Genomic DNA, 21,215 nt, shown 5'->3' with positions numbered 1-21,215 from the left:
GGAATGAACCTCCGCATCCTGAAGAAGCTGTCCAAGCGTGCCGCCCCGCTGCTGGCCCACTTCGACATCGAACTGCACCGGCTGTTACTGGCTGAGAAGGGCGATAGCTACACAGGCCTCCTGATCAAGGACCGGACCTGTTGGGATCGCGGCCGATCCGTCCATGACGAGGTGGGGCTGCACGAGATCAAGCATCCCGCCCGAGACGGGAACGGATGGGTCTACATGCGCCCGCCATCTCACCCGCTCAAGGGCACTCCCATGGTTGGCCGGACGGTCGGCTACGAAGAACCCGAATGGGAGGAACGGACGGCCTTGGAAGAACTGATGGAGTGCATCCGCTGGTCCGACAAGCCGGCGACCATGACGGATGCCGAATGGGCACTGGCCCAGCGGATCACGGGCGTGACGCCGATCACCCAGGACGAGATCGACGGCATGCTGGACGATATGGACGACGAGACCTCGTGGGACTTCGGCCAGATGGACGAGGAGCTGTCGCTATGACTGGCATGGGACACAACTCCGGTGGCGCTGGCGCGGACGTCGGCGGCATCGCGGCGGATCGCCTGAAGTCCTTCGTCGAGCGCGTTGAGCGCCTGGAGGAGGAGAAAAAGGGCCTCCAGGAAGACATCAAGGAGGTCTACGCCGAGGCCAAGGGCACCGGCTTCGACACCAAGATCATCCGGCAGATCATTCGTCTGCGGAAGATGGACAAGGCCGACCGCCAGGAGCAGGAGGCGATCCTCGAACTCTACAAGGAAGCCCTGGGGATGGTGGACTGATGACCGCCAACCCTATGAGCGACTGGAGCCAACTGCGCAAAACGCTCTTCCGGCGCCGCGAAGCCATGGGGTTGCGGCAGTCGGACGTCGCTGACCGCGGAGGGTTTGGCCTGCGATCCCTGGAACGCTGGGAGGCCGGCAAGGCGGAGCCGCATGCCCTCAACCTGTTCCTGTGGTGCTCCGTCCTCGGCATTCGCCTCACCCCCGTTATGACCAACACCCCGGCGGCTGGGCTGCAAGAGCCCACACCGCCGGTCAGTGGGCGTGTTCTCGCGCCCGAGGAGGCCTGATGGCCCGCATCCGCTCGTGCTTTCCGGGGCAATGGACCGACGAGGACTTCGTCGAGTGCAGCCCCTTGGCCCGCCTGCTGGTGATCGGACTTCGCAATGAGGCTGATGACCAGGGCGTTTTCGAATGGAAGCCGCGCGCTCTGAAGATGCGCCTGCTGCCGGCCGACGACATCAATGTCAGCGGCCTGCTGGAGGAGTTGGCCGCCCATCGGCAGGTCATGCCCTACGAGGTCGACGGCAAGGCCTATGGCGCGATCCGCAACTTCGTGCTCTGGCAGCGCCCGAAGAAGCCCAAGGCGATCCACCCCGTTACCCCAGAGGTTCGGGAATGGGTCGGAATGAACAAGCGGTCAGCCCCGTCCGGTTACGGTCCGGTGGATGACCAAGGCGGAACCGGTGCGGAACCGGGCGGCGATGAAGATGGCGCGGCTTCGGAAGCAGTCCCGGACCAATCCGGAACCGACGCCGCGTCAACTGCGTCGAGTTCCGAACCGGTTCCCCACCAGTCCCCCACCGATACGGAACCGGTACGGATTTCGTCGTTCAGAGGTAGGAGGGAGGAGGTAGGAGGTAGGAGGGAGGAGGTAGGAGGTAGGAGGGAAGAGGATCTAGGTTCTGGAGTCGATGAATCATCGGCTGGCGGTAACGCGGGCGCGAGCGGAAGCGGTCCGACCGCCGCCACCATCGTTCAGAATTTCGGCTCTGAAGCCGTGGATGCCGTGTTCGTGCTGGTGGAGAGGGGCGTCGAGAACTGGTTCGACGTCACACGGCATGAGCGATCCCCCAGGGATGCCCGGATCATTCGCGACTGGTTGGCAGCGACCGAATCCGCTGGACTGACCGCTCCGGATGCCCTGGCGCTGATCGGCGAGGTGGTGAACTTCCAGCTCAAGCGGCTGTCCGAGAAGCCGCGTCAGTCGGCGCCGTTCTCGCTCGGCATGCTCCAGAAGGACATCGACCGCGCAATCGACAAAACCAGTCGCAAGCCGCCACAAATGGCGGATGGGCCGAAGGCGACCATCGAGGATCGCGCCCCCGCCCCCTACGACAAGCGGTTCACGATGGTGCAGTGGGCAAGCTGGATCAAGCCGTGCACCGTCACCGTGGCCGACCGCCGGGCTGTCATCGTGGCGCCCGCCGCCCTGACCGCAGACCGGCTCCGCCAGCATCACGACCACAACCTGCGGGAATGCCTTGGGGTCGATGAGATCGATTTCCAGATTGCGCCCCGCGTCAAACCCGGCAAAGGAGGCGGCGCTTCCGCTGCCATCATCCCCCATCCCGCGACTGTTGCGGAGGCCTCGAAATGAGCCGATCCAAGGCCACCAACGCCACCCTGCCGGGGCAGCGTAAGCGGGAGCGCAACGCTCCCCCCGATCCCGAAACCCTCGCCATTCGCGGCCAGCACAAGGCCATTGAGCACGCCGGCTCAGCCATCCTGCGCCCCTCCCATGATCGCAGTGTGGTCGATGCAGACGGCGGCGTGGGCAGCCCGTACCGCGTTGTGGACATCCTGCACGCCCTCGCCCGGAAGGAGGAAATCCAGGTGTGGCACGTCGAGGCCGGGGAACACTTCCAGACCAGCTTCGGCATAGCGCACCTCGATCCCCTCAAGGCTGCCGACTTGTCGCGCGGTGGGGGCGGCGCGCTTCGTGACCAGCCGGCCAAGGTCTATCGGGCGCGGGAGGATGTGGCCGCCGCGGTCCGAGCCCTCGGTGGGATGGGCAGCCCCGCCGCGAATGCGATCTGGGACATCCTGGGGCAGGGGCTGACGGTCAAGGAGCATGCCGAGCGGACCATCTTCGGTACCGGCCGCAGCCTTAATCCGACGGCGGCCAAAGGCATCCTGGTGGGTGCTTTGGGGGTGCTGGCATGGCACTACGGCTACGATCCGGAGAGTCGAAAGCACCGCATGGGGCGCGTCGGAGAGCGTCCCGAATTCAGCCTGACAGACGCGGATGTCTGGGGCGCGGTGGAGGCTCGGGCAGCAGCGAGCGGCAAGCCAACGACAGGCACTTGACCCCGGTTAAATTCTCAAGTACCACTTATGACACTCACAAAAAGTGTTTCTGCGCCCCGCCGGGTTAGCCCGCGCGGGGCGTTTTGTTTCCCCCGCCCGGCATTCCAGCCGCGGCGGGTTTCGTCATTTCGGGGATCGCCTCCATGGAAAACCTGCCCCTGCCGATCCCCGACGTTGGGGAAACGCTTACCCGCATCTCCGTCCTGTCCCCGGCTGCCCAGGTCGCCGCTGTCGTCGGCATCGCCTGCATCGCCATCGCCTGGATTTGGACGCGCCGCCCGGCGCAGGGACCGGGGATGGAGACCTTCCAGCTCGTTATCGGCGCGATGAACGAACAGGCCAAGGCCACGAACGCCCTGGCCGAACAGGTCGAGCGGGTGGTGGAGCAGAACTCCGTTATCATTGCTCGCCTGCCGGTCGGCGTGGTGGAGCGGGTGGGATAACCATGGACCGCAAGCCCCTCCCGCAGTCCATGGCTGACGTCGCGGACCTGATCGACTGCGTCGCCCAGCGTGAGGCGTACCGCCGCGCCACCGAGTTGATTGGGCCGGCCCTGGCGCGCGTCGACGGTCGCGTACAGGCTGGCGCAATGGACGGCGTTGCGACGAGCCTGCCGCCGGTGAGAGGGTGATCGTGACGAAGCTCGCATCTGCTGAGCCACGCGTGGGAAGTGGTCCGTCCCGCGTGTCGTCCGGGCCAAAGGTTGCCGATCCGGTCCTCCAATCCAGCGACTGGCGCAAGTTGGTCGCGTCGCTGATCACCAAGCGTGGGCGGCGGTGCGAGCGGTGCGGAAAGACCCACGAGAGTGATGGCTCGCCTGTTCGCCTGATCGGCGATCATGACATCGAGCGGCGTGATGGTGGTGCCGACCTCGACCCGTCGAACGTCAAGCTCCTCTGCAACCGGAAGGGCGGCAATGGCCGCCCGCATCCGGATGGCGAGATCGGCGGCTGCCACAATCGGAAGACGGCCGAGGCCAGAACCGACCGGCTTGGGCGCCGCCTCTGACCCCATCGAGAGGGGTGGAGGGGGGGTAAATCTCTGGGCCGGTCGAGGGGCTCCCTACCGGTTGGGGGTCATTCGGAGATTTTTCCTCCCAAATCAATTTGAGGTGCGCACTTTGCGGTGCGCATGACCGGCCATGGCAAAACGCGCTGACATCGACTGGACGGCAGTCGAAGCGGCTTTTCGGGCCGGAAAGCTGTCAAATCGCCAGATTGCGGAGCGTTTTGGAGCTTCGGAGGCCAACATCCGGAAACGGGCGAAGGCAGGAAACTGGGTGCGCAGTTCGCAGAAAAGTGCGCACCAAAGTGCGCACCAAGGTGCGCACTTGCCGGTCGGAGAAATCCTGCCGCCGATCAACCCTTCGGCCCGTCCGGCGCGGATGGGGGAGCCCCGCGATCACGTCGACCATATGCGTGAGATCGCCAGCCGGATGCTGGACGAGTTGGGGTCCATCACCTCGTATGTCGGCGAGTTGGAGCAGCTGATCGAGACCGAGACCGCCGACGATAAGGACGGCCGGCGCCGCGCCGCCATGCTGAAGGCCATCTCCCTGCCAGCCCGGTCCATGACGCTGAAGACCATCGGGCAGGCTTTGGCTGTTGCGAAGGAGGTCGCCGGCATCGGCGGCGGCAAGAAGGAAGAGGCCAAGGCCAAAGCCCAGGAGGCGGCTAAGCCCGGCAACAAGTACGCGCCCCCGCCGCCGCCGAAACTGGTTGTGGACAACGGCAAATGACCACGCCTCACTGGACGACCGCGTGCCCCGACTGGGAACAGCGCATCGTGGCGCGGGAGTCTCTGGTTCCCTGCTCGCCGCTGTTCTCGGCAGAGGCCGAGGCGGCATTGAAGATTTTCCGGGATCTGAGGCTTGTTGACGTTCCCGGCAGCCCGGCGATGGAGGTGGCCTGCCGGGAATGGGTGTTCGATTTCGTGGCCGCCATCTTCGGCGCCTACGATGCGAACACCGGCCGTCGGCTGATCAACGAGTTCCTGTTGTTGATCAGCAAGAAGAACAGCAAGTCGACCATCGCCGCCGGGATCATGGTCACGGCGCTGCTGCGCAACTGGCGGGACAACGCTGAGTTCATCATCATCGCGCCAACCATCAAGGTCGCGAAGAACTCCGCAGATCCGGCGATGAGCATGGTCACCGCCGATCCGGAGCTGTTCGACATCCTCAAGCCGGTCCCGCACCTCAAGACCATCGAGCACCGGACGACAGGGGCGACGCTGAAGATCCTGGCGGCCGACAGTGACGTCGTCACCGGCAACAAGGCCACCGGGGTGCTGATCGACGAGTTGCACCTCTTCGGGACCAAGGCGAATGCTGAGGCGATGCTGCGCGAGGCCCGTGGCGGCCTGACCAGTCGGCCAGAAGGCTTTGTCATCGCCCTGTCCACTCAGGGAGAGGAGCCGCCCGCCGGCGTCTTCAAACAGTGGCTGGACCGGTTTCGCGACATCCGGGATGGCAAGCTCCGGGCGCCGAAGTCGCTGGGGGTGCTCTACGAGTTCCCCAGAGCGATGCTGGAAGCCAAGGAGCACCTCCTGCCGGAGAATTTCTACGTCACCAACCCCAACATGGGGGCATCGGTCGATGAGGAGTTCCTGCTCGACGAGTACAGCAAGGCGCAGCAGTCCGGAGAGGGCTCCATAAGAGGGTTTCTGGCAAAACACCTCAACGTAGAAATCGGGCTGAACCTGCGGTCCAATCGTTGGGTCGGCGCCGATTTCTGGGAAAAGGCGACGGACGAAAAGCTGACGCTCGACGAGCTGATCCGCCGCTCGGAGGTCATCGTCGCCGGGATCGACGGCGGTGGCATGGACGACCTGCTGGGGTTGTGCGTCATAGGCCGGGAGATCGGCACCCGTCGCTGGCTGATGTGGACCCATGCTTGGTGTCACGAAAAGGTGCTGGAGAGCCGCAAGCAGATCGCCCAGTTGCTCCGCGACTTCGAGAATGATGGCGACGTGACGATCCTTCCCGACGACTGCCGCGACGACATCCAGCAGGTATGTGCTGTTCTGGAGCGCATCGCGGCGTCGGGCAAGCTGGGGGCGGAGCGATCCATCGGCGTTGATCGTGTCGGTTTACCCGACATCGTCGACGAGATGGAACGCATCGGCTTCACGGCAACGACCGACAAAGGGTTCGGTCAGATCGTGGCGGTTCGTCAGGGCTTCGAGCTGCAATCGGCCATCCTGGTGACGGAGCGGCGACTGTCCTTCGGTGATCTGGTCCACGCCAAGCAGCGGCTGATGAACTGGTGCGTGACGAACGCCAAAGTCGAGCCGCGCGGCAACGCGATCATGATCACGAAGCAGCAGGCCGGGGTGGCGAAAATCGACCCGCTGATGGCCGCTTTCGATGCGGTCTTCTGTATGTCGCTGAACCCAAAAGCAAAAAGCGGGCGCGCCGTGTGGGACACGGACGAGTTCGACGATGCGGACGAGGAATAGGGGTAGCGCATGGGCATGATGGACTGGATCACCGCGCACCTCCGCCCCCAGCCGAAGGCGGCGCCGGCCGAAGAGGTTTCCCAGCGGAACGCGGCGGCCTTCGCGGAAGAGTTCTGGAGCGACTTGGTCGGGGGTGGCCCGACGTCGGCCGGCGTCCATGTGAATTGGCAGACGGCGCTGGAGACCCCAACCTCGCTGCGCTGCGGCCTGTTGATCGCGGATGGCGTGTCCACAGTCCCCTGCAAGCTGATGCGGAAGGACCCCGTCACCGGCAATCGGGCGGAGGCGGTCGACCATCCCCTCTACGACCTGATGCAGTTCAAGCCTTGTAGTTGGATGAACACGCAGCAGTTCCGCGAGACACTGATGCTGCATGCCGCCTTCCAGGGCGGCGGCTTCGCCTTCATCAACAGGGTGGGCCGCGGTCGCATCCACGAGATGTTCTCCTTCGAGGCCGGCGAGGTGTCGGTCGAGAAGCGCTCCGATCCGTACGACCGCTCGCCGCTCTACCGGGTGAACGGCGAGGAGGTGCCGAACGACCGGATCCTGCACATCCGCGGGCCGAGTTGGGACGGGCGGAACGGCCTCAACATGGTGAAGCTGGCCCGCGAGGTGATCGGGTTGGCCGATGCTGCGCAGGACGCTCACGCCAAGCGGTTCGGCAACGGGGTTCAGACAACCGGAGTTTACAGCGTCACGGACGATCTGGACGATGCGAAGCACAAGCGGCTGACAAACTGGATCAAAGCCCATTACGCCGGCGGTAAGAACAGCGGCAAGCCGCTCGTTCTGGGCAATGGTGGCAAGTTCGTCCCGATGGGCATGACCGGCGCGGATGCGGAGCATCTGGCGACCCGGCTGTATCAAGACATGCTGATCTGTCGGCAGTGGGGTGTTCTGCCGATCATGGTCGGGATCGCCGACAAGACGGCGACCTACGCCTCGTCGGAACAGATGTTCCTGGCACACAACGTCCACACCGTCCGCCCCTGGCACCGCCGAGTCGGGACGACGCTGACGTGCGATCTGCTGACCCCCGAGGAGCGGCGGCAGGGCCTGTATTTCAAGTTCTTCGACACCGAGCTGCTGCGTGGCGCGGCGAAGGACCGGGCGGATTTCTACGCCAAGATGTTCGGGGTTGCCGGCCTGACCGCGAACCAGATCCTCGGGATGGAGGACATGGACGGGTTCAAGGGGGGCGACGCCCACTATGTGCCCAGCAACTACGCGCGGGTGCGCGACGACGGTTCGCTGGAGGCCGCCAGCAAGCCGGACGAAGGCGGCGCTGCGCCGCCACCGCCCGGTCCATCGCCCCGGCAGAACGCCGGCCGGGTCCTGTCCGGCGAGAATGAACGCCTGATCCGCGGCGCCTCCAACAACCTGAACACCGTCCTGGACAAGCTGGACGGCCAGCAAGAGGACTGACCATGCCGAAACCGCTGCTCGACACCGCCCTGCTGATGGCCGGGCGGGCGATGAACCGCGCGCCTGTGGCGCTGGGTCCGGGCCACGTCCGCGTGGCCGCCACCGAGGCCGACACCACGGCCGACGTCTACGTCTATGGAGACATCGGTGGCTGGTGGGACGGCATCCAGGCGGAGGAGTTCGCCAAGGAGATCGACGCCCTGTCGGTCGACACGATCAACGTCCGGCTGAACAGCCCCGGCGGCGTCGTCTTCGACGGGGTGGCGATCTATCAGGCGCTCGCCCGCCACAAGGCGAACATCGTGATCCACATCGATGGGATTGCGGCCAGCATAGCCTCCGTCATCGCCATGGCCGGCGACGAGATCCGCATCGCCGAAGGCGCCCACGTCATGATCCACAAGCCGTGGAGCTTCGCCATCGGCGACGCCGAGGTGATGCGCAAGGAAGCGGACATCCTGGATCAGCTGGAGTCCGGCATCGTCGACATCTATGCCGCGCGCACCGGCCAGGAGCGGAAGGCTCTGGTCGATTGGGTGGCGGCCGAGACGTGGTTCGGCGCCCAGGCCGCCAAGGATGCCGGGTTCGCCGATACGGTGGTGCCGGCCAAGGGCAAGAAGGACGCGAAGGCTGCGCACGCCCGGTCGGCGATGCTGCCCCTGTTCCAGCGCACCCCGAAAGACCTCATGCCGAACGCCGCCGAGGGCGGCCCGGCGATCCGTGAGTTCGAGCGCCTTCTCCGCGACGGAGAAGGCTTCTCGAATGCCCAGGCCAAGCGCGTTGCCGCGATGGCTCGGGCCTTCTCCGCCGGTCATCGCGACGATGACCAGCACCAGCCCCCGCCGGCCCCTCGCGATGAGGACGGACAGGCTGCCGCGGTCGCGGCGCTCACGCGTGCGGCCAACACCCTGCGAACCCTTTCTCACTGAGGATTGCCACCATGGCCGATAAGACTGTCGACAAGGTCATTGACGACCTGATGACCGCATGGAGCGAGTTCAAGAACACGAACGACGCCAACGAAAAGCGGCGCGACACCATTCTGGAAAGCAAACTGTCCGACCTGACCAAGGCGATGGACAATGCCGAGGGCCTCAACCAGAAGCTGACCCTGTCCGAGCAGACCGCCAAGGCGCAGCAGGAGCAGCTGGACCGCATCGAGGCGGCGATGAACCGTGCCAGCCTGGGCAGCCCCAAGGGCGACAAGGAGGCGGACGAGCATCGTGAGGCGTTCAACCGGGTGATGCGCACCCATGAGAACGAGCGCCGCCGCGAGGACATGGACCTGCTGAACAAGCGCCGCGCCGCCATCGTCAAGTCCGACGACACCAGCGCCGGCTATCTGCTGGCTCCGCCGGACATGCAGACCGACATCATGAAGGACGTGATCGAGCAGACGCCGCACCGCACGCTCGCCACCGTCCGCTCCATCGGCGTCGGCTCGTGGAAGCAGCCGCGCCGCACCGGCGGCGTGGGCGCCACCCGCGTGGGCGAAACGCAGAAGCGCGACAACACGGGCGATCCCGAGTACGGGATGATCGAGATCCTGGCCCCCGAGATGTTCGCGCGGGTCGAGGTGTCGCAGCAGATGCTGGAAGACAGCGATTACGACCTCCTCGCCGAGCTGCGCGAGGGCGCTGGTGAACAGTTTGCCGTGACCGAAGGGCGCGAGTTCATCATCGGCGCCGGGAAGCATCAGGCCGAGGGCTTCCTCGTCAACCCGGATGTCGGTGTCACCGTGTCGGGCAACGCGACCGCCCTCACCGGCGACGGCCTGATCGACCTGTACCACGACCTGAAGACGGCCTATGCCCGCAACGGCATCTGGACCCTGAACCGGCGCACGCTGGGCAAGGTCCGCAAGCTGAAGGATGGTGACGGCAATTACCTGTGGATGCCCGGCCTCGCCAACGGCATCCCCAACACCATTCTCGGCGCCAACTATGCCGAGTGCCCGGACATGCCCGACGTTGCGGCAGGCTCCTTCCCGGTTGCCTTCGGCGACTGGAAGCGCGGCTACATCGTCATCGACCGCATCGCCATCGGCTTCCAGGTCGACTACACGTCCGGGGCGGACAACGGCCTGGTCATTTTCCGCGGTCGCAAGCGCACCGGCGGCGGCGTCCGCCAGCCGGAAGCGATCCGCAAGCTGAAGATCGCCGCGTAACCGCCTCCAGCCTCACCGACACCGCGAGAAGGGCGCCCGCTGGGCGCCTTTCGCGCATCTGCATCTCGGAGACCATCGCCATGCGCGACCTTCACAACAACCTCGCTTTCGTGGTGGCGCTGAACACCGCCGCTATCACCTCCAACACCGCCACCATCGGCGCGATCATCGACACGCGAGGCTTCGACAGCCTGGAGTTCGCGATCAAGTCGGGCACCCTTACGGATGGCACCTATACCCCGGCGCTGACCGAGGGGGACGCGCCCGACCTGTCCGACGGCTCCCCCGTCGCTGCTGGCGATCTGCTGGGCACCGTGGCCGACGCCACCTTCGCCGCGACCGACGACAACAAGGTCAAGAAGCTCGGCTATCGCGGCAACAAGCGGTTCGTGCGGCTGTCGCTGGTCTCGGCCGGGGCCGCCACCGGCGGCACCATCGGCGCCGTCGCCGCCCTCGGCCATCCGCGCACCGTGCCGGTTGCCTGACACCAAGGGGCGGCATCAGCCGCCCCACCTCCCACCGAAGTGAGGGCACGAGCATGCACAAGGTTCTGAAGCCTTTTCCCTACTCCCACGACGGGATCAAGACCGAGCTGCTGGGGGAAGGGGCGCAGCGCGAAATCCACCCCGATCTGGTGGAGGGCCTGGAGAAGGCCGGGCTGATCGGCCCGCCCGACGCAAAGGGCGCGGCGAAGGGGGGCAAGCCGCCCGCCGGCAGCGAGGGCTGACCGTGGCGAACTCCAAAGCTCCCGGCGAGGGCTTGCCAAACCGGCTGGTGGCCTATGCGGTGCGCGAACTGCGCCGCATAGGCCACATCATGGACGAGCCGGCGGTGCGTGAGTGGCTCGCGTCGAAGCCGCCGGAGTTCGTCGCCAACGTGGCGTTGAACATGGAAGAGAGGAAGAAATGTCGATTGTCACCGTCGCGATCCCGGCTCCTGACCGCCGCCTGTGCTCCACAGCAGCCCTGAAGATCGAACTCGGCATCGGTGACGACGACACCCTGTTCGACGCATGGCTGGAGGCTGAGGTGCTGTCGGCCTCCGACCTCGTGGCCGCCGCCTGCGGGGTGCGGGGCGACGATGACGGCGACGTGCCGCCCACCTTCCGTGAAGAGGTAGCGATCATCACCTTCAGTTTCGATGAAGCCGGCGCCGCCGATGCGTTGTTCCTGCCGTGGCGCTGGCCCGCCCGGGTCACGGCGGTTTCGGTTGGGGGCGAGACTCTGGCCCCCTCCAGCTACCGCGCGATGGGCAGGGCCGGCCTGATCGAGCGGTTGAGCGCCGCCGGCTGCGTCGTCCCCTGGCGGCGAGCAGCAGCCGTTGTGACGATCTCGTCCGGTTGGGCCTTGGACAAGGTGCCCACCGAGCTACAGGACGCCGTGAAGCGGCTGGTGCGGCTGCGCTGGGAGTCCAAGGACCGGGAATTGGCGGTAAAGGCCGAAGAGACCGACGGCACCGGCCGCACCGAATATTGGGTCGGCGGCATGGGGGCCGGCGGCTCCGCGCTTCCTGCCGACGTGCTGGCGGCGCTCAAGGCCGGCGGCTTCGCCGACTGTATACGCTGACGGGCCGGTCTATTTATCGGAAGGGCCAAAAAACATAGTGAAGCCGCCCGGTTCTTGAGCGGCCCCCAATCGAAGCGCGACACCGTCAACGACCGTTTCAGGAACCAGCTTCGCCGCTTTGAACGCTTCCTCGGAACCGCGAATTTCCAGCTTGATCTGGTGACTTTGCGCAAACTGGACGAATTGGAACACCCGATAGTTCTGCTCGTCAGCAGTTCCATTGAGGACGACTGAGAGAGAAACCGGACCGTTCGTGTCCGCGACCAACTTCGGGACCGAGGTAATGGTGTCGGCGTGAACTGCAGGCATGCTTGACCTCCTTGGTTTCGATAGGCTGACGGTGCCGATTTTCCTTTTTGGAGTCGAGATGCAATGGCTCGTTCCCGCGAAGCTCGCATGATCGGTAAGCGCGGCGCCCTGGTGGTGCTGCGCCGCCCGCCCCCCACCTTCACCGAAGTGATCGTCATGGCGTTCTGGCGGGAAACCGGCAGCGACCCCCTGAATGGCGGCGCTGCTCAACGAACCTTCTCCGTCATCGTCGCCGCCGACGCCCTAGCGGAGACCTCCTTCCCAGCCGATGGGCCGCAGAAAGGCGATCAAGTCATCATCAAGCCCACCATCGCCAACGGGACCTGGACCGGCGGAGGCCAGACGCTGACGGTTTCCGAGCCGGGCGAGCGCCCTGGCGGGTGGTGGATGCAAGCGAAGGGCTGACCCCATGGCGACGATCCAAGCCTTTAACGCGATCCGCGCCTTCATCGAAGCCGGCTGGCCGGATGTCGCGCCGCAGGACTGCCCGCTGGAATGGGACAACGAGCCGATCAAGCTACCGCAGCCCTACGGCCCGGCTGTCCCTGGCGCTGACCCGCCGCCCAACGCCTGGGGGCGAGTGCTGATCGACGGCGATCTGTGGGAGCAGGCCGGCATCGGCACCGGCAGCCCGGACACCGATCGGTGGGAAGAGACCGGCTCGCTGATGCTGTTCGTCTTCGCCCCGGTGAACAGCGGCTCCCGGCTGAACCGCGAGCTGCTGACCGCCTTCGCGGAGATGTGCCGGGGCCAGGACATCGGCGGCATCGAGTTTCAGGACATCCGTTTCGACCCCATCGGCGCCAAGGACGACACCGGCAGCTGGTGGAGCATGCACATCGTCATCGACTGGAAGAGAGGATAGCTATCATGGCTGAGACCACCGCCACCCCGACCGTCGCCAAGTCCTTCACCACCTCCAGCCGCCGGTTCGCCGCCGGCCAGCTGGTCACGGAGGCCGACATCGACGGCCCGCTGACCTTCGCGGATTGGGTCCGCCTCGGCCACATCGCCATGCCCGCCGCGGAGCCGGACCCCAGCGCCGCGAAGAAGGGCGGTAAGGCGCCCGCTGGCGACGCGGCCGAGCCGCCCGCCGCCTGATCCACCGCCCTCCACCCCTGACGATCACCACGCCGCCGGCACCGCCCGAGCGGCTTTTTTCATGCCCGGCTGAAAGGAGCCGCCACCATGTCCAGTTCCAACCGTGTCCGCCTGACCGGTGTCGCCGAGACGACCTATGGCACCACCCCCACCACCCCGCGCATGCGCAAGCAGCGCGTCACGTCCATCGGCCTGTCGAACAAGGCGGTCTATGTCGACAGCGACGACATCCGCGACGACCGCATGAACTCCGACTCGGTGCTGGTCGGCCAGACCAACGACGGCCAGATCGGCATCGAATGGCATTACCCCGCGGACGGCTGCCTCCTGTCGAGCGAGATGGAGTCGGCCTTCGGCAGCCGCTGGAACAACACGCCCAGCCGCGACAATGACGGCACCGCCGGCAGTGTGATCCAGTCCGTCACCGCTTCGACTCAGGTGGTGGCGGTCGCCGCCGGGGCCGCCTTCGCGGCCGGCCATCTGGTCTACTTCAACGGGTTCGGCCTCGCCGCCAACCGCGGCAAGCTCGCCAAGGTCACGACCGGCAGCGCGACCGCCCCCGCCTTCGTCGGCGCCGGGTTGGTGGATGAAGCCAGCCCGGCCGCGGGCGCCCGCCTGAAGGTGGTGGGCTTCGAGGGGGCGGCCGACGACATCAAAGCTGTGGCCGACGGGCTGACCTCCGAGGCGGGTGGGCTGGACTTCACCACGCTTGGCCTGCGGGTCGGTCAGTGGGTGAAGCCCGGCGATATCACCGCCGGCAACCGCTTCGCCACCGCCGGCACCAACGGCTTCGCCCGCGTGGTCGGCATCGCCGCCCGCAAGCTGACCCTGGACAACCTGCCGGGCCAATGGGGCGCGGACACCGGTGCCGGGAAGTCGATCCGGGTGTTTTTCGGGGACGTGCTGCTCAACGGAGTGGAGCAGATCGGCCTGACCCTGGAGCGCGGCTTCATGGATCACACGCCGCCCTCCTACATCGCCCAGACCGGTATGCGGGTGAACACGCTGGAGTTCGGCGGGCAGGCCAAGGAGAAGGCCACCGGCTCGGTCTCCTTCACCGGGATGAAGGGGATCGTAAGCCCGACCAGCCTGGACGCTACGCCCGATGCCGAGCCGGACAGCAACCTCTATCCGGTGATGGCGTTCAGCGCCAACTGCGGCCGGATCGGTGAAGGCGGCGCGGCCCTCGGCAAGCCCAATTGGGCCAAGGGGGTGAAGTTCACCCTCAACAACAACCTGAGGACCATCGACGCGGCGGCCGACGGCGACAGCATCGCCATGGGTCCGGTCGATGTCGTGGACGGCTCCAGTGACGTTTCGGTCGATCTGGACACCCATTTCGGCAACACGGACCTGCTCGCCAAGGTGCTGGCCGGCACGCCCACCAGCCTCAACACCCGCCTTCAGAAGGGTACCCAGGCGATGGTCTGGGAGGCTCCGCGCCTGACCCCAAAGGAAGGCGACCCGAACGTCAGCGGCAAGAACACCGACGTGATGATTGCCGCATAGAGAAAAAACGGGGAAATAATCAATATTAACAGCTACTTAGGCCGCTTCGCGCGGCCTTTTTCATGGGCGCATCCCTGAAGACATGGGGGACGCCTAACGCCTTGAAAAGACACGGTTCGACACAGCGCGGCAGCTATGCCGTGACGCAACTCATGACGCAACAGTGACGCAAAGGAAACCGCATAATGCCCAATGAAACCGCCATCCCTCTGGACCCCGGCAGGCTGATCTATGGCCTGAAGGCCATCGGTAGCCGCATCGGCCTGACCGAGCGACAGGCGCGACACCTTCACGACAAGGGCGACCTGCCGACCCGGAAGAAGGGCAAGCGGGTGTGCGCTACCGAGGGGGCCTTGGTCGAATGGCTGCGCCAGCTTCAGGGGAGTGATTCCAATGACTGAAGTGACGATCACCGGCATTCGTGTTCTGCATCGCCCACGCGAAGTCGGGCACCGAGGTTCGAGCATCCTGGCCTATTTCGACTGCAACATGGGCGGGCTGACCTTGCTGGGCTGCACGCTGGTTCGCACCGGAAACCGCGGGCTGGTGGCGAACCCGCCGACGATCCCCGGCCCCGAGGCGCAGCGGCGCGCGGTGTTCATCACGGACAACGCCATGCGGCACCGGCTCATGGAAGCGGCGCGAGCGGCCTACAAGATGCTTGGCGGGCTGCATGCCGAATGGGAGCCGACCGCCGGCCGGGCCGACCAGGGGGAAGGCGATGAATGAGCATTTTTCTTATGTCAGCGGCATGGCGCGTGCGCCTCAAAAACGCGGCTGCCAAGGCCGTTCTCGTGAGGCTGTGTGACTTCGCCGACGATAACGGCGCGAACGTCTTTCCGGCAGTGCCCACGGTCGCGCGGGATTGCGACCTTGGCGAAAGAACCGTTCAGGAGGCGTTGCGTCGCCTGGAGGCGGGCGGCCTGTTGGTGATGGTCCGTGAAGCCGATTTCTCCCGGCGCCGTCCGCGTGAATATCGGATCGACGTCACCGTGCTTGGGCAGATGGCCGACCCTCACGACGAACGTCGGACAGGGTGCCGAACCGGTGCAGGAGCCGCACCGGTGCAGGACGCGCACCGGTGCGGGAGCCACACCGGCGCAGAAAGCGCACCGGTGCAGGAGCCGCACCCCACCGGTGCGGCAGCCGCACCCAACCCACCATTAGATCCACCAAGAGAGAAAACAGACTCTCCCGCGCCCTCTCCACCGAAGCGGACCCGCACCGCGCCCGACGACGAACCCGAGGGCTTCGCGGACTGGTACGCCGCCTATCCTCGCAAGCGCGATCCGGGGCAGGCCCGCAAGGCTTACCGCGCCGCCCTGCGGAAGACATCGCCCGCCGTGCTGCTGATGGCTGCCCGTGCCTATGCCGACGACTGCCGCCGTACCGGCCGCGACCCGAAGTTCATCAAGCACCCGACGACCTGGCTAAACGCCGAAGCATGGACCAACCCGCCCGAGCTGACGGAAGGAGGTTTCCACCATGACCAACACACCCGTTCCCCTGCACAAGAACCCCGCGGCGCTGCCGCAGTTGAGCAACTGCTCGCCCGCCTTGGCAAAGGTTCTGGAGACGCCCAACGTGGGGCGGATGACGGACAAGGGTTATGCCGTCCTGCCTGGGACTTGGACCTGTCCGCAACACCTGCCCCCGACGATCCGGCGGGAGGCGAATAGCCGGGCTTCTGCGCTGTCCGCGGCGCTGGCGTCGCAGCCGGCTGATTGGGTGCCGCTGGCGTGGGTGATGAAGCTGGCCGCCCTGACCGCCGGCAGCAAGAAGCTGTCGGAGATCGAGGCGCAGGCTCGCGCCTATGTGGAGATGCTGAACTATCCCGCCTTCGTCTACAGCCGCGACACGCTACGGGAGGCGGGAGGCCAGCGCTTCACGTTCTTCCCGGCGCTGGCCGAGCTGTGCGCCTTCTTCGATGAGAGGGTTGCGGCCATCCGGGAGGAAGAGCGTCGCTGCACCCTGATCACCAAGGCTGACGGGCGCACCCGCTCGGCGGACGAGTGGCATCCGCCGACTGAGGACGAGAAAGCCAGCGTGGCTCGACTGCTAAGCGAAGCGTTTGGGCCTGCGTGGCGTGGTGAGACTTAAGGGGAGGTGTTTGGGGGGCATAACTTTGCGGCTTTGGTTACCGCCCCCCAAAGATCCGGAACTGTCAATTCTAAATTAGCAAAGCGCACCGCCATAGCAGTTCCGATAAGCCAAATTACAAGCGCCAACACATGGAATAGAGTTCTGATAAAGAAGGAGCTTCTGTCTTGTGGATCAAAGTAATGCCTCTTCCAATTTCTCCTAATAAATCCTTTCTTGTATAAGACGGATAGGGATGCAATCGTGAAATTTACAATAACTCCCGAAAAATTTACCGTTATGAGAACTAAAAGTCCTAAAATATAGAAAGTAAAAAAAGAAACGATAGTATGCATCGCTCCCTTTGCCGAATACATGAATTTGCATTCAGACACGAACATATAGGGATAAACGCTAGCCATGAAGCCAGCGCATACAGCGAATGCTGAGCCATATAATTTTATTGAAAGACTGTACAGTCTGTCTCCAATATCGAACACAAAATCAGGAATGCTATCATGGGAATCCTGATTGCTTATCGACTTTATTTTCAGAATTTTTGCACGATTCAATCTTGATAGATTTTGGCGCCTTTTCCTATATTGTTCGCTATTTCTCTTAATATTCTTCGCCGTCATTTTTAGGGAACTTCCTATTCAATTGTAAATCTAGAGAATAATTCAATATCTATTTACCGTTATTCAGAATTCGCGATCCTCCTGCCTGACCTGCCCCAGCTATTCCCTTCAGTACCCCTAAAACGTAGGAGCTAACAATGTCGGACCGCAAAGCCCGAACGCCGACTCACGCCTCGACACCGGCAGCAGGAGCGCCGCCCGCGCGCCTGACCTGCCTGACCTGCCGGTTCTGGAAACATCCCGCGTGGAGCCTTGAGAGTGCCTTGGTTCCGGTGAAGATCGACTGCCGGCGCCACGCCCCGGCCGCTTGCTGGTCTGGACCCGATGGCGCGGGGGAAGGCGCCGCTTGGCCGCGTACCGGGGCTGACGACTGGTGCGGTGATGCTGAGCCGGTGGACGAGGCGCTGGAGGCTGAAAGGGCGGCGGCCCGTAAGCGGTTCGAGAACAGCCCCTTCGCGAACAACGGGGTGCAGAACCGACCCGGCCGGAAGGGGAGATAGGCGCATGGAGGCACTGACCCGATTGAAGCGGGTGGTGTCCGGAGAGGCGACGGCGGATGACCTGGGATGGTTGTCCGCCCGCCTGGGCGCTTACCTGACGAACCCCGAACGCGGCATGGAGCATGCGTTTCGCTTAAACCGATCCGCCGGAGAAATCCCATGGTGGCGGTTGGAGCGGCGCCAGCGGCGGGACGCCTTGATTTTGCGGCTGTGGAGGGAGCGGTTTCCAACTTCGACCGCTTGGGTAGCCGCCGAACAGATCCTTGCCGCTCAGCAGCGCTACGCCACCAGCACATGGCAGCACGATCTCTCACTCGCAGAGCCGCCCGACGATCCTACAGCCGCCCTACTGTGGGAGGCGATGCGATTGGAAGAAAAATTTCCGACCAGTCATCGCCGGATCTTCGAAATTCTGAACATCTCGAAAGCGACACCTTCCACTGAAATCAAATGACTATTTTCATTTCAGTAATTACGGGGCAATTTAGAGACACATCCACCTACTTCGGGCTTAATCGCCTTTCGAAGACCCGTCTCTCCTTCGCTGAACTGGTGAAAACGTGATGTTTCATTGGATCAAGAACAATCTCTTCACCGAGCGTAAGAGCGAAGACGGCTATGAGCTGCTGACCGGCGGCGCCCTGCCCACCGCCGCGGGTGTCTCCGTCTCGCCCGAGTCCGCCATGCGCTGTTCGGTCTCCTTCGCCTGCATCAAGGTGATCGCCGAGACCATCGAGCAACTGACGCCGCACCTGTACCGCCGGACGGGCGACGACCGGGAGCGCGCCACCGACCATCCCGTCTCCGCGCTGGTGACCAAGGCCGCGAACGACTGGACGCCGGCCAGCGAGTTCCGCCTAGTGCTCGGCACCCACTTCGCCACCCACGGCAACGCCTATGCCTTCGTGAACCGGGACGCCGCCGGTCGGGTGGTGGAGCTGATCCCGCTCGATCCCCGCGCCGTCTCCGTCCGGCAGGATCCGCGCACCATGGCGCCCGTCTACATGGTCGCCACCGGCAACACGGCACTGCCCGCCCGCGAGTATGACCGCTCCGAGATCCTGCACATCCGCGGTGTCGGGCTGGACGTCCACAAAGGCGCCTCGCCCGTCACGCTGGGCCGGGAGGCCATCGGCCTTGCCCTGACCCTGGAAAGCCACTGCGGCTCCCTGTTCGGCAATGGCGCCAAGCCGTCGGGCTTGCTGAAGGTCAAGGGCCGGCTGAACGAAGACCAGTTCCGCCGGGTCCGCGCCATGTTCTCCAGCTTCTATCAGGGCGTGACCGGCAAGCGGACCATGATCCTGAGCGAAGACATGGACTTCCAACAGGTCCAGTTGAACAGCGTCGATGCGCAGACCCTGGAGATGCGGCGCTTTCAGGTGGAGGAGGTGAGCCGCTTCTGGCGGGTGCCGCTGCATCTGGTCAACGAGATGGACCGTGCCACCCATGCCAACGCCGAGAGCATGGGGCAGCAGTTCCTGACCTTCTGCATGCTGCCGATCCTGCGCCTGTGGTGCGACGCCATGGCGATCACCCTCCTGACGCCTGCGGAGCGGGAAACCCACTACTTCGAGTTCCTGGTGGACGACATCGCCCGCGCCGACATCGCCGCCCGCTTCGAGGCGATGAGCAAGGCGATTTCCGCCGGCATCCTCAATCCGAACGAGGCCCGCGCCATGGAGAACCGCCCGCCCTATGCCGGCGGAGAGACCTTCATGCGGCCGGTCAACACCGCGCCCGCTCCGACAACCGGCAGCGCTGGCGGCACCACGGGGGCGACCGATGCTTGAAGTGAAGGTCTCCCCCGAGGGCGAGGTGATCGGCTACGCCAGCCTGTTCGGTGGCCCGGCCGATGCGGTCAACGACGTGGTGCAGCCGGGCGCCTATCGCGCCAGCCTCACCACCGGACTCCCGCTCATGCTCCGGGAGCACAAGGGCGCGCCCATCGGCCAGTGGATCGAAGCCGCGGAGGACGACATCGGCCTGAAGGTCCGCGGTGTCGTCACCGATCCGGCGACGCTGGCGGACCTGCGGGGCGGCCGGCTCGATGGGCTGTCCATCGGCTACGTCGCCACCAAGGCCCATCGCGACACGGCCGGCCGGCGGGTGCTGGTCGAAGTCAACTTGCAGGAAGTCAGCATCGTGCGCCGGCCCGCATCGAGCCGGGCGCGCGTGCTGAGTGTGAAGTCTACCCCGGCCGCAGGTACGGCCATCCCCAAGGAGAGCACTATGGAAGACGAGACCACCGCGCCCGATCTGGCCGCGCTGGAGACCAAGACGGCCGAGCTGGTGGCCGGGGTCGAAACCAAGATGACCGCTGCCATCACCGCGGCGCTGGCACCGATCACCGACCGGCTGGGCAAGGTGGAGACCACGCTGCGCCGGCCGGGCGCCGCTCCGGCTCCCGAGAAGAAGGGGGACGATGCGCCCGAGCGCAAGGCGTTCGAGACCTATCTGCGGGGCGGCACCGCCGGCATGGAGTTCACGGAAGTGAAGGCCCTGCGAACGGGCGACGATCCCAGCGCCGGCTACCTCGCCCCGGCCGAGTTCATCGCCGAGGTGGACAAGAACATCGTCCTGTGGTCGCCCGTACGCCAATTGGCGACGGTGCGCAACACGGCGCGCGGATCGGTGGAGCTGCCCAAGCGCATCGGCCGGCCCACCGCGACGTGGGTGGAGGAGTTGGAGGACCGGGAGGACACCGAGACCGGCAGCCGCTACGGCAAGTCGGCCTACGAGGTGAAGGAGCTGACCGCCTATGTGGACGTGTCCTTCTCCACCCTGGAGGACGCCGCGGTCGACATCTTCGGAGAACTGGCCGGCGATCTGGCCGAAGAGTTCGGGCAGGCCGAGGGCGAAGCCTTCGTCACCGGCAACGGCGTGAAGCGCCCGATGGGCTTCATGTCGGACAGCAGCATCCCGACCGTGGCGAGCGGCGACGCGGCGAAGATCACCGCCGACTCGCTGATCGACCTGTTCCATGCCCTGCCGTCGCCCTACCGGACGAATGCCGTGTGGGGGATGAACTCGACCACGCTCGGGGCGATCCGCAAGCTGAAGACGACGGGGGGCGAATACCTGCTGTCCATGTCGGGGCTGGCCGGCTCGCCCGTCACCACGATCCTGGGGCGGCCGGTGGTGGAGCTGCCCGATATGCCCGACGTAGCCGGCGACGCCGTGCCCCTGGTGTTCGGCGACTTCGCCCAAGGCTACCGGGTGTTCGACCGGGTGGGCTTCTTCCTGCTGCGCGACGACCTGACCCAGCGCACCAAGGGCAAGTGCCGCTTCCACGCCCGCAAGCGGGTGGCCGGCGGGGTCCGCAAGTCGGAAGCCCTGCGCAAGCTGCGCATCGCGGCGAACTGAGGGAG

The 21,215-nt window shown here is 65.2% G+C and carries 30 protein-coding genes; 28 read left to right on the top strand and 2 right to left on the bottom strand.

The window, feature by feature from the left end; genetic code table 11:
* The first annotated feature begins 3 nt into the window (after window positions 1–3).
* The 17 genes from ABNQ39_RS07145 to ABNQ39_RS07065 all read left to right on the top strand — a co-directional run bounded on the left by ABNQ39_RS07145 (window position 4) and on the right by ABNQ39_RS07065 (window position 11,711).
* Window positions 4–507 carry a hypothetical protein gene (locus ABNQ39_RS07145; RefSeq protein ID WP_376959676.1) on the top strand — a complete coding sequence of 168 codons (504 nt, stop codon included), beginning with the start codon at window positions 4–6 and terminating at the stop codon, window positions 505–507.
* A complete protein-coding gene (locus ABNQ39_RS07140; RefSeq protein ID WP_376959675.1) occupies window positions 504–785 on the top strand; it encodes a DUF2312 domain-containing protein in 282 nt (93 codons plus the stop codon). Before ABNQ39_RS07145 ends, ABNQ39_RS07140 begins: the two co-directional genes overlap by 4 nt.
* On the top strand, window positions 785–1,075 hold the full coding sequence (locus tag ABNQ39_RS07135; protein ID WP_376959674.1) for a helix-turn-helix domain-containing protein: 291 nt from the start codon (window positions 785–787) through the stop codon (window positions 1,073–1,075). Before ABNQ39_RS07140 ends, ABNQ39_RS07135 begins: the two co-directional genes overlap by 1 nt.
* Window positions 1,075–2,385: a hypothetical protein gene (locus ABNQ39_RS07130; protein ID WP_376959673.1), complete on the top strand. Its 1,311-nt coding sequence runs from the start codon at window positions 1,075–1,077 to the stop codon at window positions 2,383–2,385. The genes ABNQ39_RS07135 and ABNQ39_RS07130 overlap by 1 nt, the downstream gene beginning before the upstream one ends.
* On the top strand, window positions 2,382–3,095 hold the full coding sequence (locus ABNQ39_RS07125; protein WP_376959672.1) for a hypothetical protein: 714 nt from the start codon (window positions 2,382–2,384) through the stop codon (window positions 3,093–3,095). The genes ABNQ39_RS07130 and ABNQ39_RS07125 overlap by 4 nt, the downstream gene beginning before the upstream one ends.
* 143 nt (window positions 3,096–3,238) lie before the next feature.
* On the top strand, window positions 3,239–3,538 hold the full coding sequence (locus tag ABNQ39_RS07120) for a hypothetical protein (RefSeq protein WP_376959671.1): 300 nt from the start codon (window positions 3,239–3,241) through the stop codon (window positions 3,536–3,538).
* 2 nt (window positions 3,539–3,540) lie between these two features.
* Window positions 3,541–3,726 carry a hypothetical protein gene (locus ABNQ39_RS07115; protein WP_376959670.1) on the top strand — a complete coding sequence of 62 codons (186 nt, stop codon included), beginning with the start codon at window positions 3,541–3,543 and terminating at the stop codon, window positions 3,724–3,726.
* A gap of 2 nt (window positions 3,727–3,728) precedes the next feature.
* The gene (locus ABNQ39_RS07110) at window positions 3,729–4,103 is read left to right on the top strand and encodes an HNH endonuclease (protein ID WP_376959669.1); all 375 of its coding nucleotides are present in this window, start codon (window positions 3,729–3,731) and stop codon (window positions 4,101–4,103) included.
* A gap of 133 nt (window positions 4,104–4,236) precedes the next feature.
* Window positions 4,237–4,833, top strand: coding sequence for a terminase (locus ABNQ39_RS07105; RefSeq protein ID WP_376959668.1), 597 nt, complete (start codon window positions 4,237–4,239; stop codon window positions 4,831–4,833).
* Window positions 4,830–6,554: a terminase large subunit gene (locus ABNQ39_RS07100; protein ID WP_376959667.1), complete on the top strand. Its 1,725-nt coding sequence runs from the start codon at window positions 4,830–4,832 to the stop codon at window positions 6,552–6,554. The genes ABNQ39_RS07105 and ABNQ39_RS07100 overlap by 4 nt, the downstream gene beginning before the upstream one ends.
* Window positions 6,555–6,563: 9 nt before the next feature.
* Window positions 6,564–7,979, top strand: a complete 1,416-nt coding sequence (locus ABNQ39_RS07095) for a phage portal protein (protein WP_376959666.1) — start codon at window positions 6,564–6,566, stop codon at window positions 7,977–7,979.
* Window positions 7,980–7,981: 2 nt separating this feature from the next.
* A complete protein-coding gene (locus tag ABNQ39_RS07090) occupies window positions 7,982–8,908 on the top strand; it encodes a head maturation protease, ClpP-related (RefSeq protein WP_376959665.1) in 927 nt (308 codons plus the stop codon).
* Window positions 8,909–8,919: 11 nt separating this feature from the next.
* A complete protein-coding gene (locus ABNQ39_RS07085; RefSeq protein WP_376959664.1) occupies window positions 8,920–10,146 on the top strand; it encodes a phage major capsid protein in 1,227 nt (408 codons plus the stop codon).
* A gap of 80 nt (window positions 10,147–10,226) precedes the next feature.
* Window positions 10,227–10,631: a hypothetical protein gene (locus ABNQ39_RS07080; RefSeq protein ID WP_376959663.1), complete on the top strand. Its 405-nt coding sequence runs from the start codon at window positions 10,227–10,229 to the stop codon at window positions 10,629–10,631.
* Between the two features lie 53 nt (window positions 10,632–10,684).
* Window positions 10,685–10,873 (top strand): hypothetical protein, encoded by a 189-nt coding sequence (locus ABNQ39_RS07075; protein ID WP_376959662.1) that lies wholly within the window; start codon window positions 10,685–10,687, stop codon window positions 10,871–10,873.
* Between the two features lie 2 nt (window positions 10,874–10,875).
* Window positions 10,876–11,115, top strand: a complete 240-nt coding sequence (locus ABNQ39_RS07070) for a hypothetical protein (protein WP_376959661.1) — start codon at window positions 10,876–10,878, stop codon at window positions 11,113–11,115.
* Window positions 11,052–11,711: a hypothetical protein gene (locus ABNQ39_RS07065; RefSeq protein WP_376959660.1), complete on the top strand. Its 660-nt coding sequence runs from the start codon at window positions 11,052–11,054 to the stop codon at window positions 11,709–11,711. Before ABNQ39_RS07070 ends, ABNQ39_RS07065 begins: the two co-directional genes overlap by 64 nt.
* Before the next feature lie 9 nt (window positions 11,712–11,720).
* Here the strand turns inward: ABNQ39_RS07065 and ABNQ39_RS07060 are convergent, their stop codons facing one another.
* Entirely contained in the window at window positions 11,721–12,020 is a 300-nt protein-coding gene (locus ABNQ39_RS07060) for a hypothetical protein (protein ID WP_376959659.1), read from the bottom strand.
* Between the two features lie 87 nt (window positions 12,021–12,107).
* Here ABNQ39_RS07060 and ABNQ39_RS07055 point away from each other — a divergent pair, with 87 nt between their 5' ends.
* The 8 genes from ABNQ39_RS07055 (at window position 12,108) to ABNQ39_RS07020 (ending at window position 16,730) form a co-directional block, all read left to right on the top strand.
* Window positions 12,108–12,425 (top strand): hypothetical protein, encoded by a 318-nt coding sequence (locus ABNQ39_RS07055; protein ID WP_376959658.1) that lies wholly within the window; start codon window positions 12,108–12,110, stop codon window positions 12,423–12,425.
* Window positions 12,426–12,429: 4 nt separating this feature from the next.
* Window positions 12,430–12,885 (top strand): hypothetical protein, encoded by a 456-nt coding sequence (locus tag ABNQ39_RS07050; protein WP_376959657.1) that lies wholly within the window; start codon window positions 12,430–12,432, stop codon window positions 12,883–12,885.
* A gap of 5 nt (window positions 12,886–12,890) precedes the next feature.
* The gene (locus tag ABNQ39_RS07045; protein ID WP_376959656.1) at window positions 12,891–13,121 is read left to right on the top strand and encodes a hypothetical protein; all 231 of its coding nucleotides are present in this window, start codon (window positions 12,891–12,893) and stop codon (window positions 13,119–13,121) included.
* A gap of 87 nt (window positions 13,122–13,208) precedes the next feature.
* On the top strand, window positions 13,209–14,630 hold the full coding sequence (locus ABNQ39_RS07040; protein WP_376959655.1) for a phage tail tube protein: 1,422 nt from the start codon (window positions 13,209–13,211) through the stop codon (window positions 14,628–14,630).
* Between the two features lie 185 nt (window positions 14,631–14,815).
* Window positions 14,816–15,031: a hypothetical protein gene (locus tag ABNQ39_RS07035; RefSeq protein ID WP_376959654.1), complete on the top strand. Its 216-nt coding sequence runs from the start codon at window positions 14,816–14,818 to the stop codon at window positions 15,029–15,031.
* Window positions 15,024–15,359 carry a hypothetical protein gene (locus ABNQ39_RS07030; RefSeq protein ID WP_376959653.1) on the top strand — a complete coding sequence of 112 codons (336 nt, stop codon included), beginning with the start codon at window positions 15,024–15,026 and terminating at the stop codon, window positions 15,357–15,359. The genes ABNQ39_RS07035 and ABNQ39_RS07030 overlap by 8 nt, the downstream gene beginning before the upstream one ends.
* On the top strand, window positions 15,356–16,309 hold the full coding sequence (locus tag ABNQ39_RS07025) for a helix-turn-helix domain-containing protein (protein ID WP_376959652.1): 954 nt from the start codon (window positions 15,356–15,358) through the stop codon (window positions 16,307–16,309). The genes ABNQ39_RS07030 and ABNQ39_RS07025 overlap by 4 nt, the downstream gene beginning before the upstream one ends.
* A 67-nt stretch (window positions 16,310–16,376) precedes the next feature.
* On the top strand, window positions 16,377–16,730 hold the full coding sequence (locus tag ABNQ39_RS07020; protein WP_376959651.1) for a hypothetical protein: 354 nt from the start codon (window positions 16,377–16,379) through the stop codon (window positions 16,728–16,730).
* Here the strand turns inward: ABNQ39_RS07020 and ABNQ39_RS07015 are convergent.
* Entirely contained in the window at window positions 16,727–17,347 is a 621-nt protein-coding gene (locus ABNQ39_RS07015; RefSeq protein WP_376959650.1) for a hypothetical protein, read from the bottom strand. The genes ABNQ39_RS07020 and ABNQ39_RS07015 overlap by 4 nt on opposite strands.
* 504 nt (window positions 17,348–17,851) lie before the next feature.
* Between ABNQ39_RS07015 and ABNQ39_RS07010 the strand changes: the two genes are divergently transcribed.
* The 3 genes from ABNQ39_RS07010 to ABNQ39_RS07000 all read left to right on the top strand — a co-directional run bounded on the left by ABNQ39_RS07010 (window position 17,852) and on the right by ABNQ39_RS07000 (window position 21,210).
* A complete protein-coding gene (locus tag ABNQ39_RS07010) occupies window positions 17,852–18,301 on the top strand; it encodes a hypothetical protein (RefSeq protein ID WP_376959649.1) in 450 nt (149 codons plus the stop codon).
* 109 nt (window positions 18,302–18,410) lie between these two features.
* Window positions 18,411–19,637 (top strand): phage portal protein, encoded by a 1,227-nt coding sequence (locus tag ABNQ39_RS07005; RefSeq protein WP_376959648.1) that lies wholly within the window; start codon window positions 18,411–18,413, stop codon window positions 19,635–19,637.
* Window positions 19,630–21,210: a phage major capsid protein gene (locus tag ABNQ39_RS07000; RefSeq protein ID WP_376959647.1), complete on the top strand. Its 1,581-nt coding sequence runs from the start codon at window positions 19,630–19,632 to the stop codon at window positions 21,208–21,210. The genes ABNQ39_RS07005 and ABNQ39_RS07000 overlap by 8 nt, the downstream gene beginning before the upstream one ends.
* The last annotated feature ends 5 nt before the right edge of the window (window positions 21,211–21,215 follow it).

It is taken from the genome of Azospirillum sp. A26 (genome assembly GCF_042604635.1).
Taxonomy (GTDB): Bacteria; Pseudomonadota; Alphaproteobacteria; order Azospirillales; family Azospirillaceae; genus Azospirillum; species Azospirillum palustre.
The sequence above is the reverse complement of the archived record's forward strand: the minus strand, read 5'-3'. Positions and strand labels throughout refer to the sequence as shown.

Bases quoted from the DNA above. Each gene is read 5' to 3' on its own strand.
- ABNQ39_RS07035 (WP_376959654.1), top strand. From the start codon at position 14,816: ATGCCCAATGAAACCGCCATCCCTCTGGACCCCGGCAGGCTGATCTAT.
- ABNQ39_RS07015 (WP_376959650.1), bottom strand. From the start codon at position 17,347: ATGACGGCGAAGAATATTAAGAGAAATAGCGAACAATATAGGAAAAGG.
- ABNQ39_RS07045 (WP_376959656.1), top strand. From the start codon at position 12,891: ATGGCTGAGACCACCGCCACCCCGACCGTCGCCAAGTCCTTCACCACC.
- ABNQ39_RS07060 (WP_376959659.1), bottom strand. From the start codon at position 12,020: ATGCCTGCAGTTCACGCCGACACCATTACCTCGGTCCCGAAGTTGGTC.
- ABNQ39_RS07040 (WP_376959655.1), top strand. From the start codon at position 13,209: ATGTCCAGTTCCAACCGTGTCCGCCTGACCGGTGTCGCCGAGACGACC.
- ABNQ39_RS07120 (WP_376959671.1), top strand. From the start codon at position 3,239: ATGGAAAACCTGCCCCTGCCGATCCCCGACGTTGGGGAAACGCTTACC.
- ABNQ39_RS07095 (WP_376959666.1), top strand. From the start codon at position 6,564: ATGGGCATGATGGACTGGATCACCGCGCACCTCCGCCCCCAGCCGAAG.
- ABNQ39_RS07010 (WP_376959649.1), top strand. From the start codon at position 17,852: ATGGAGGCACTGACCCGATTGAAGCGGGTGGTGTCCGGAGAGGCGACG.
- ABNQ39_RS07025 (WP_376959652.1), top strand. From the start codon at position 15,356: ATGAGCATTTTTCTTATGTCAGCGGCATGGCGCGTGCGCCTCAAAAAC.
- ABNQ39_RS07135 (WP_376959674.1), top strand. From the start codon at position 785: ATGACCGCCAACCCTATGAGCGACTGGAGCCAACTGCGCAAAACGCTC.
- ABNQ39_RS07050 (WP_376959657.1), top strand. From the start codon at position 12,430: ATGGCGACGATCCAAGCCTTTAACGCGATCCGCGCCTTCATCGAAGCC.
- ABNQ39_RS07100 (WP_376959667.1), top strand. From the start codon at position 4,830: ATGACCACGCCTCACTGGACGACCGCGTGCCCCGACTGGGAACAGCGC.
- ABNQ39_RS07145 (WP_376959676.1), top strand. From the start codon at position 4: ATGAACCTCCGCATCCTGAAGAAGCTGTCCAAGCGTGCCGCCCCGCTG.
- ABNQ39_RS07020 (WP_376959651.1), top strand. From the start codon at position 16,377: ATGAAGCTGGCCGCCCTGACCGCCGGCAGCAAGAAGCTGTCGGAGATC.
- ABNQ39_RS07055 (WP_376959658.1), top strand. From the start codon at position 12,108: ATGATCGGTAAGCGCGGCGCCCTGGTGGTGCTGCGCCGCCCGCCCCCC.
- ABNQ39_RS07075 (WP_376959662.1), top strand. From the start codon at position 10,685: ATGCACAAGGTTCTGAAGCCTTTTCCCTACTCCCACGACGGGATCAAG.
- ABNQ39_RS07130 (WP_376959673.1), top strand. From the start codon at position 1,075: ATGGCCCGCATCCGCTCGTGCTTTCCGGGGCAATGGACCGACGAGGAC.
- ABNQ39_RS07140 (WP_376959675.1), top strand. From the start codon at position 504: ATGACTGGCATGGGACACAACTCCGGTGGCGCTGGCGCGGACGTCGGC.
- ABNQ39_RS07090 (WP_376959665.1), top strand. From the start codon at position 7,982: ATGCCGAAACCGCTGCTCGACACCGCCCTGCTGATGGCCGGGCGGGCG.
- ABNQ39_RS07085 (WP_376959664.1), top strand. From the start codon at position 8,920: ATGGCCGATAAGACTGTCGACAAGGTCATTGACGACCTGATGACCGCA.
- ABNQ39_RS07000 (WP_376959647.1), top strand. From the start codon at position 19,630: ATGCTTGAAGTGAAGGTCTCCCCCGAGGGCGAGGTGATCGGCTACGCC.
- ABNQ39_RS07115 (WP_376959670.1), top strand. From the start codon at position 3,541: ATGGACCGCAAGCCCCTCCCGCAGTCCATGGCTGACGTCGCGGACCTG.
- ABNQ39_RS07080 (WP_376959663.1), top strand. From the start codon at position 10,227: ATGCGCGACCTTCACAACAACCTCGCTTTCGTGGTGGCGCTGAACACC.
- ABNQ39_RS07125 (WP_376959672.1), top strand. From the start codon at position 2,382: ATGAGCCGATCCAAGGCCACCAACGCCACCCTGCCGGGGCAGCGTAAG.
- ABNQ39_RS07105 (WP_376959668.1), top strand. From the start codon at position 4,237: ATGGCAAAACGCGCTGACATCGACTGGACGGCAGTCGAAGCGGCTTTT.
- ABNQ39_RS07065 (WP_376959660.1), top strand. From the start codon at position 11,052: ATGTCGATTGTCACCGTCGCGATCCCGGCTCCTGACCGCCGCCTGTGC.
- ABNQ39_RS07005 (WP_376959648.1), top strand. From the start codon at position 18,411: ATGTTTCATTGGATCAAGAACAATCTCTTCACCGAGCGTAAGAGCGAA.
- ABNQ39_RS07030 (WP_376959653.1), top strand. From the start codon at position 15,024: ATGACTGAAGTGACGATCACCGGCATTCGTGTTCTGCATCGCCCACGC.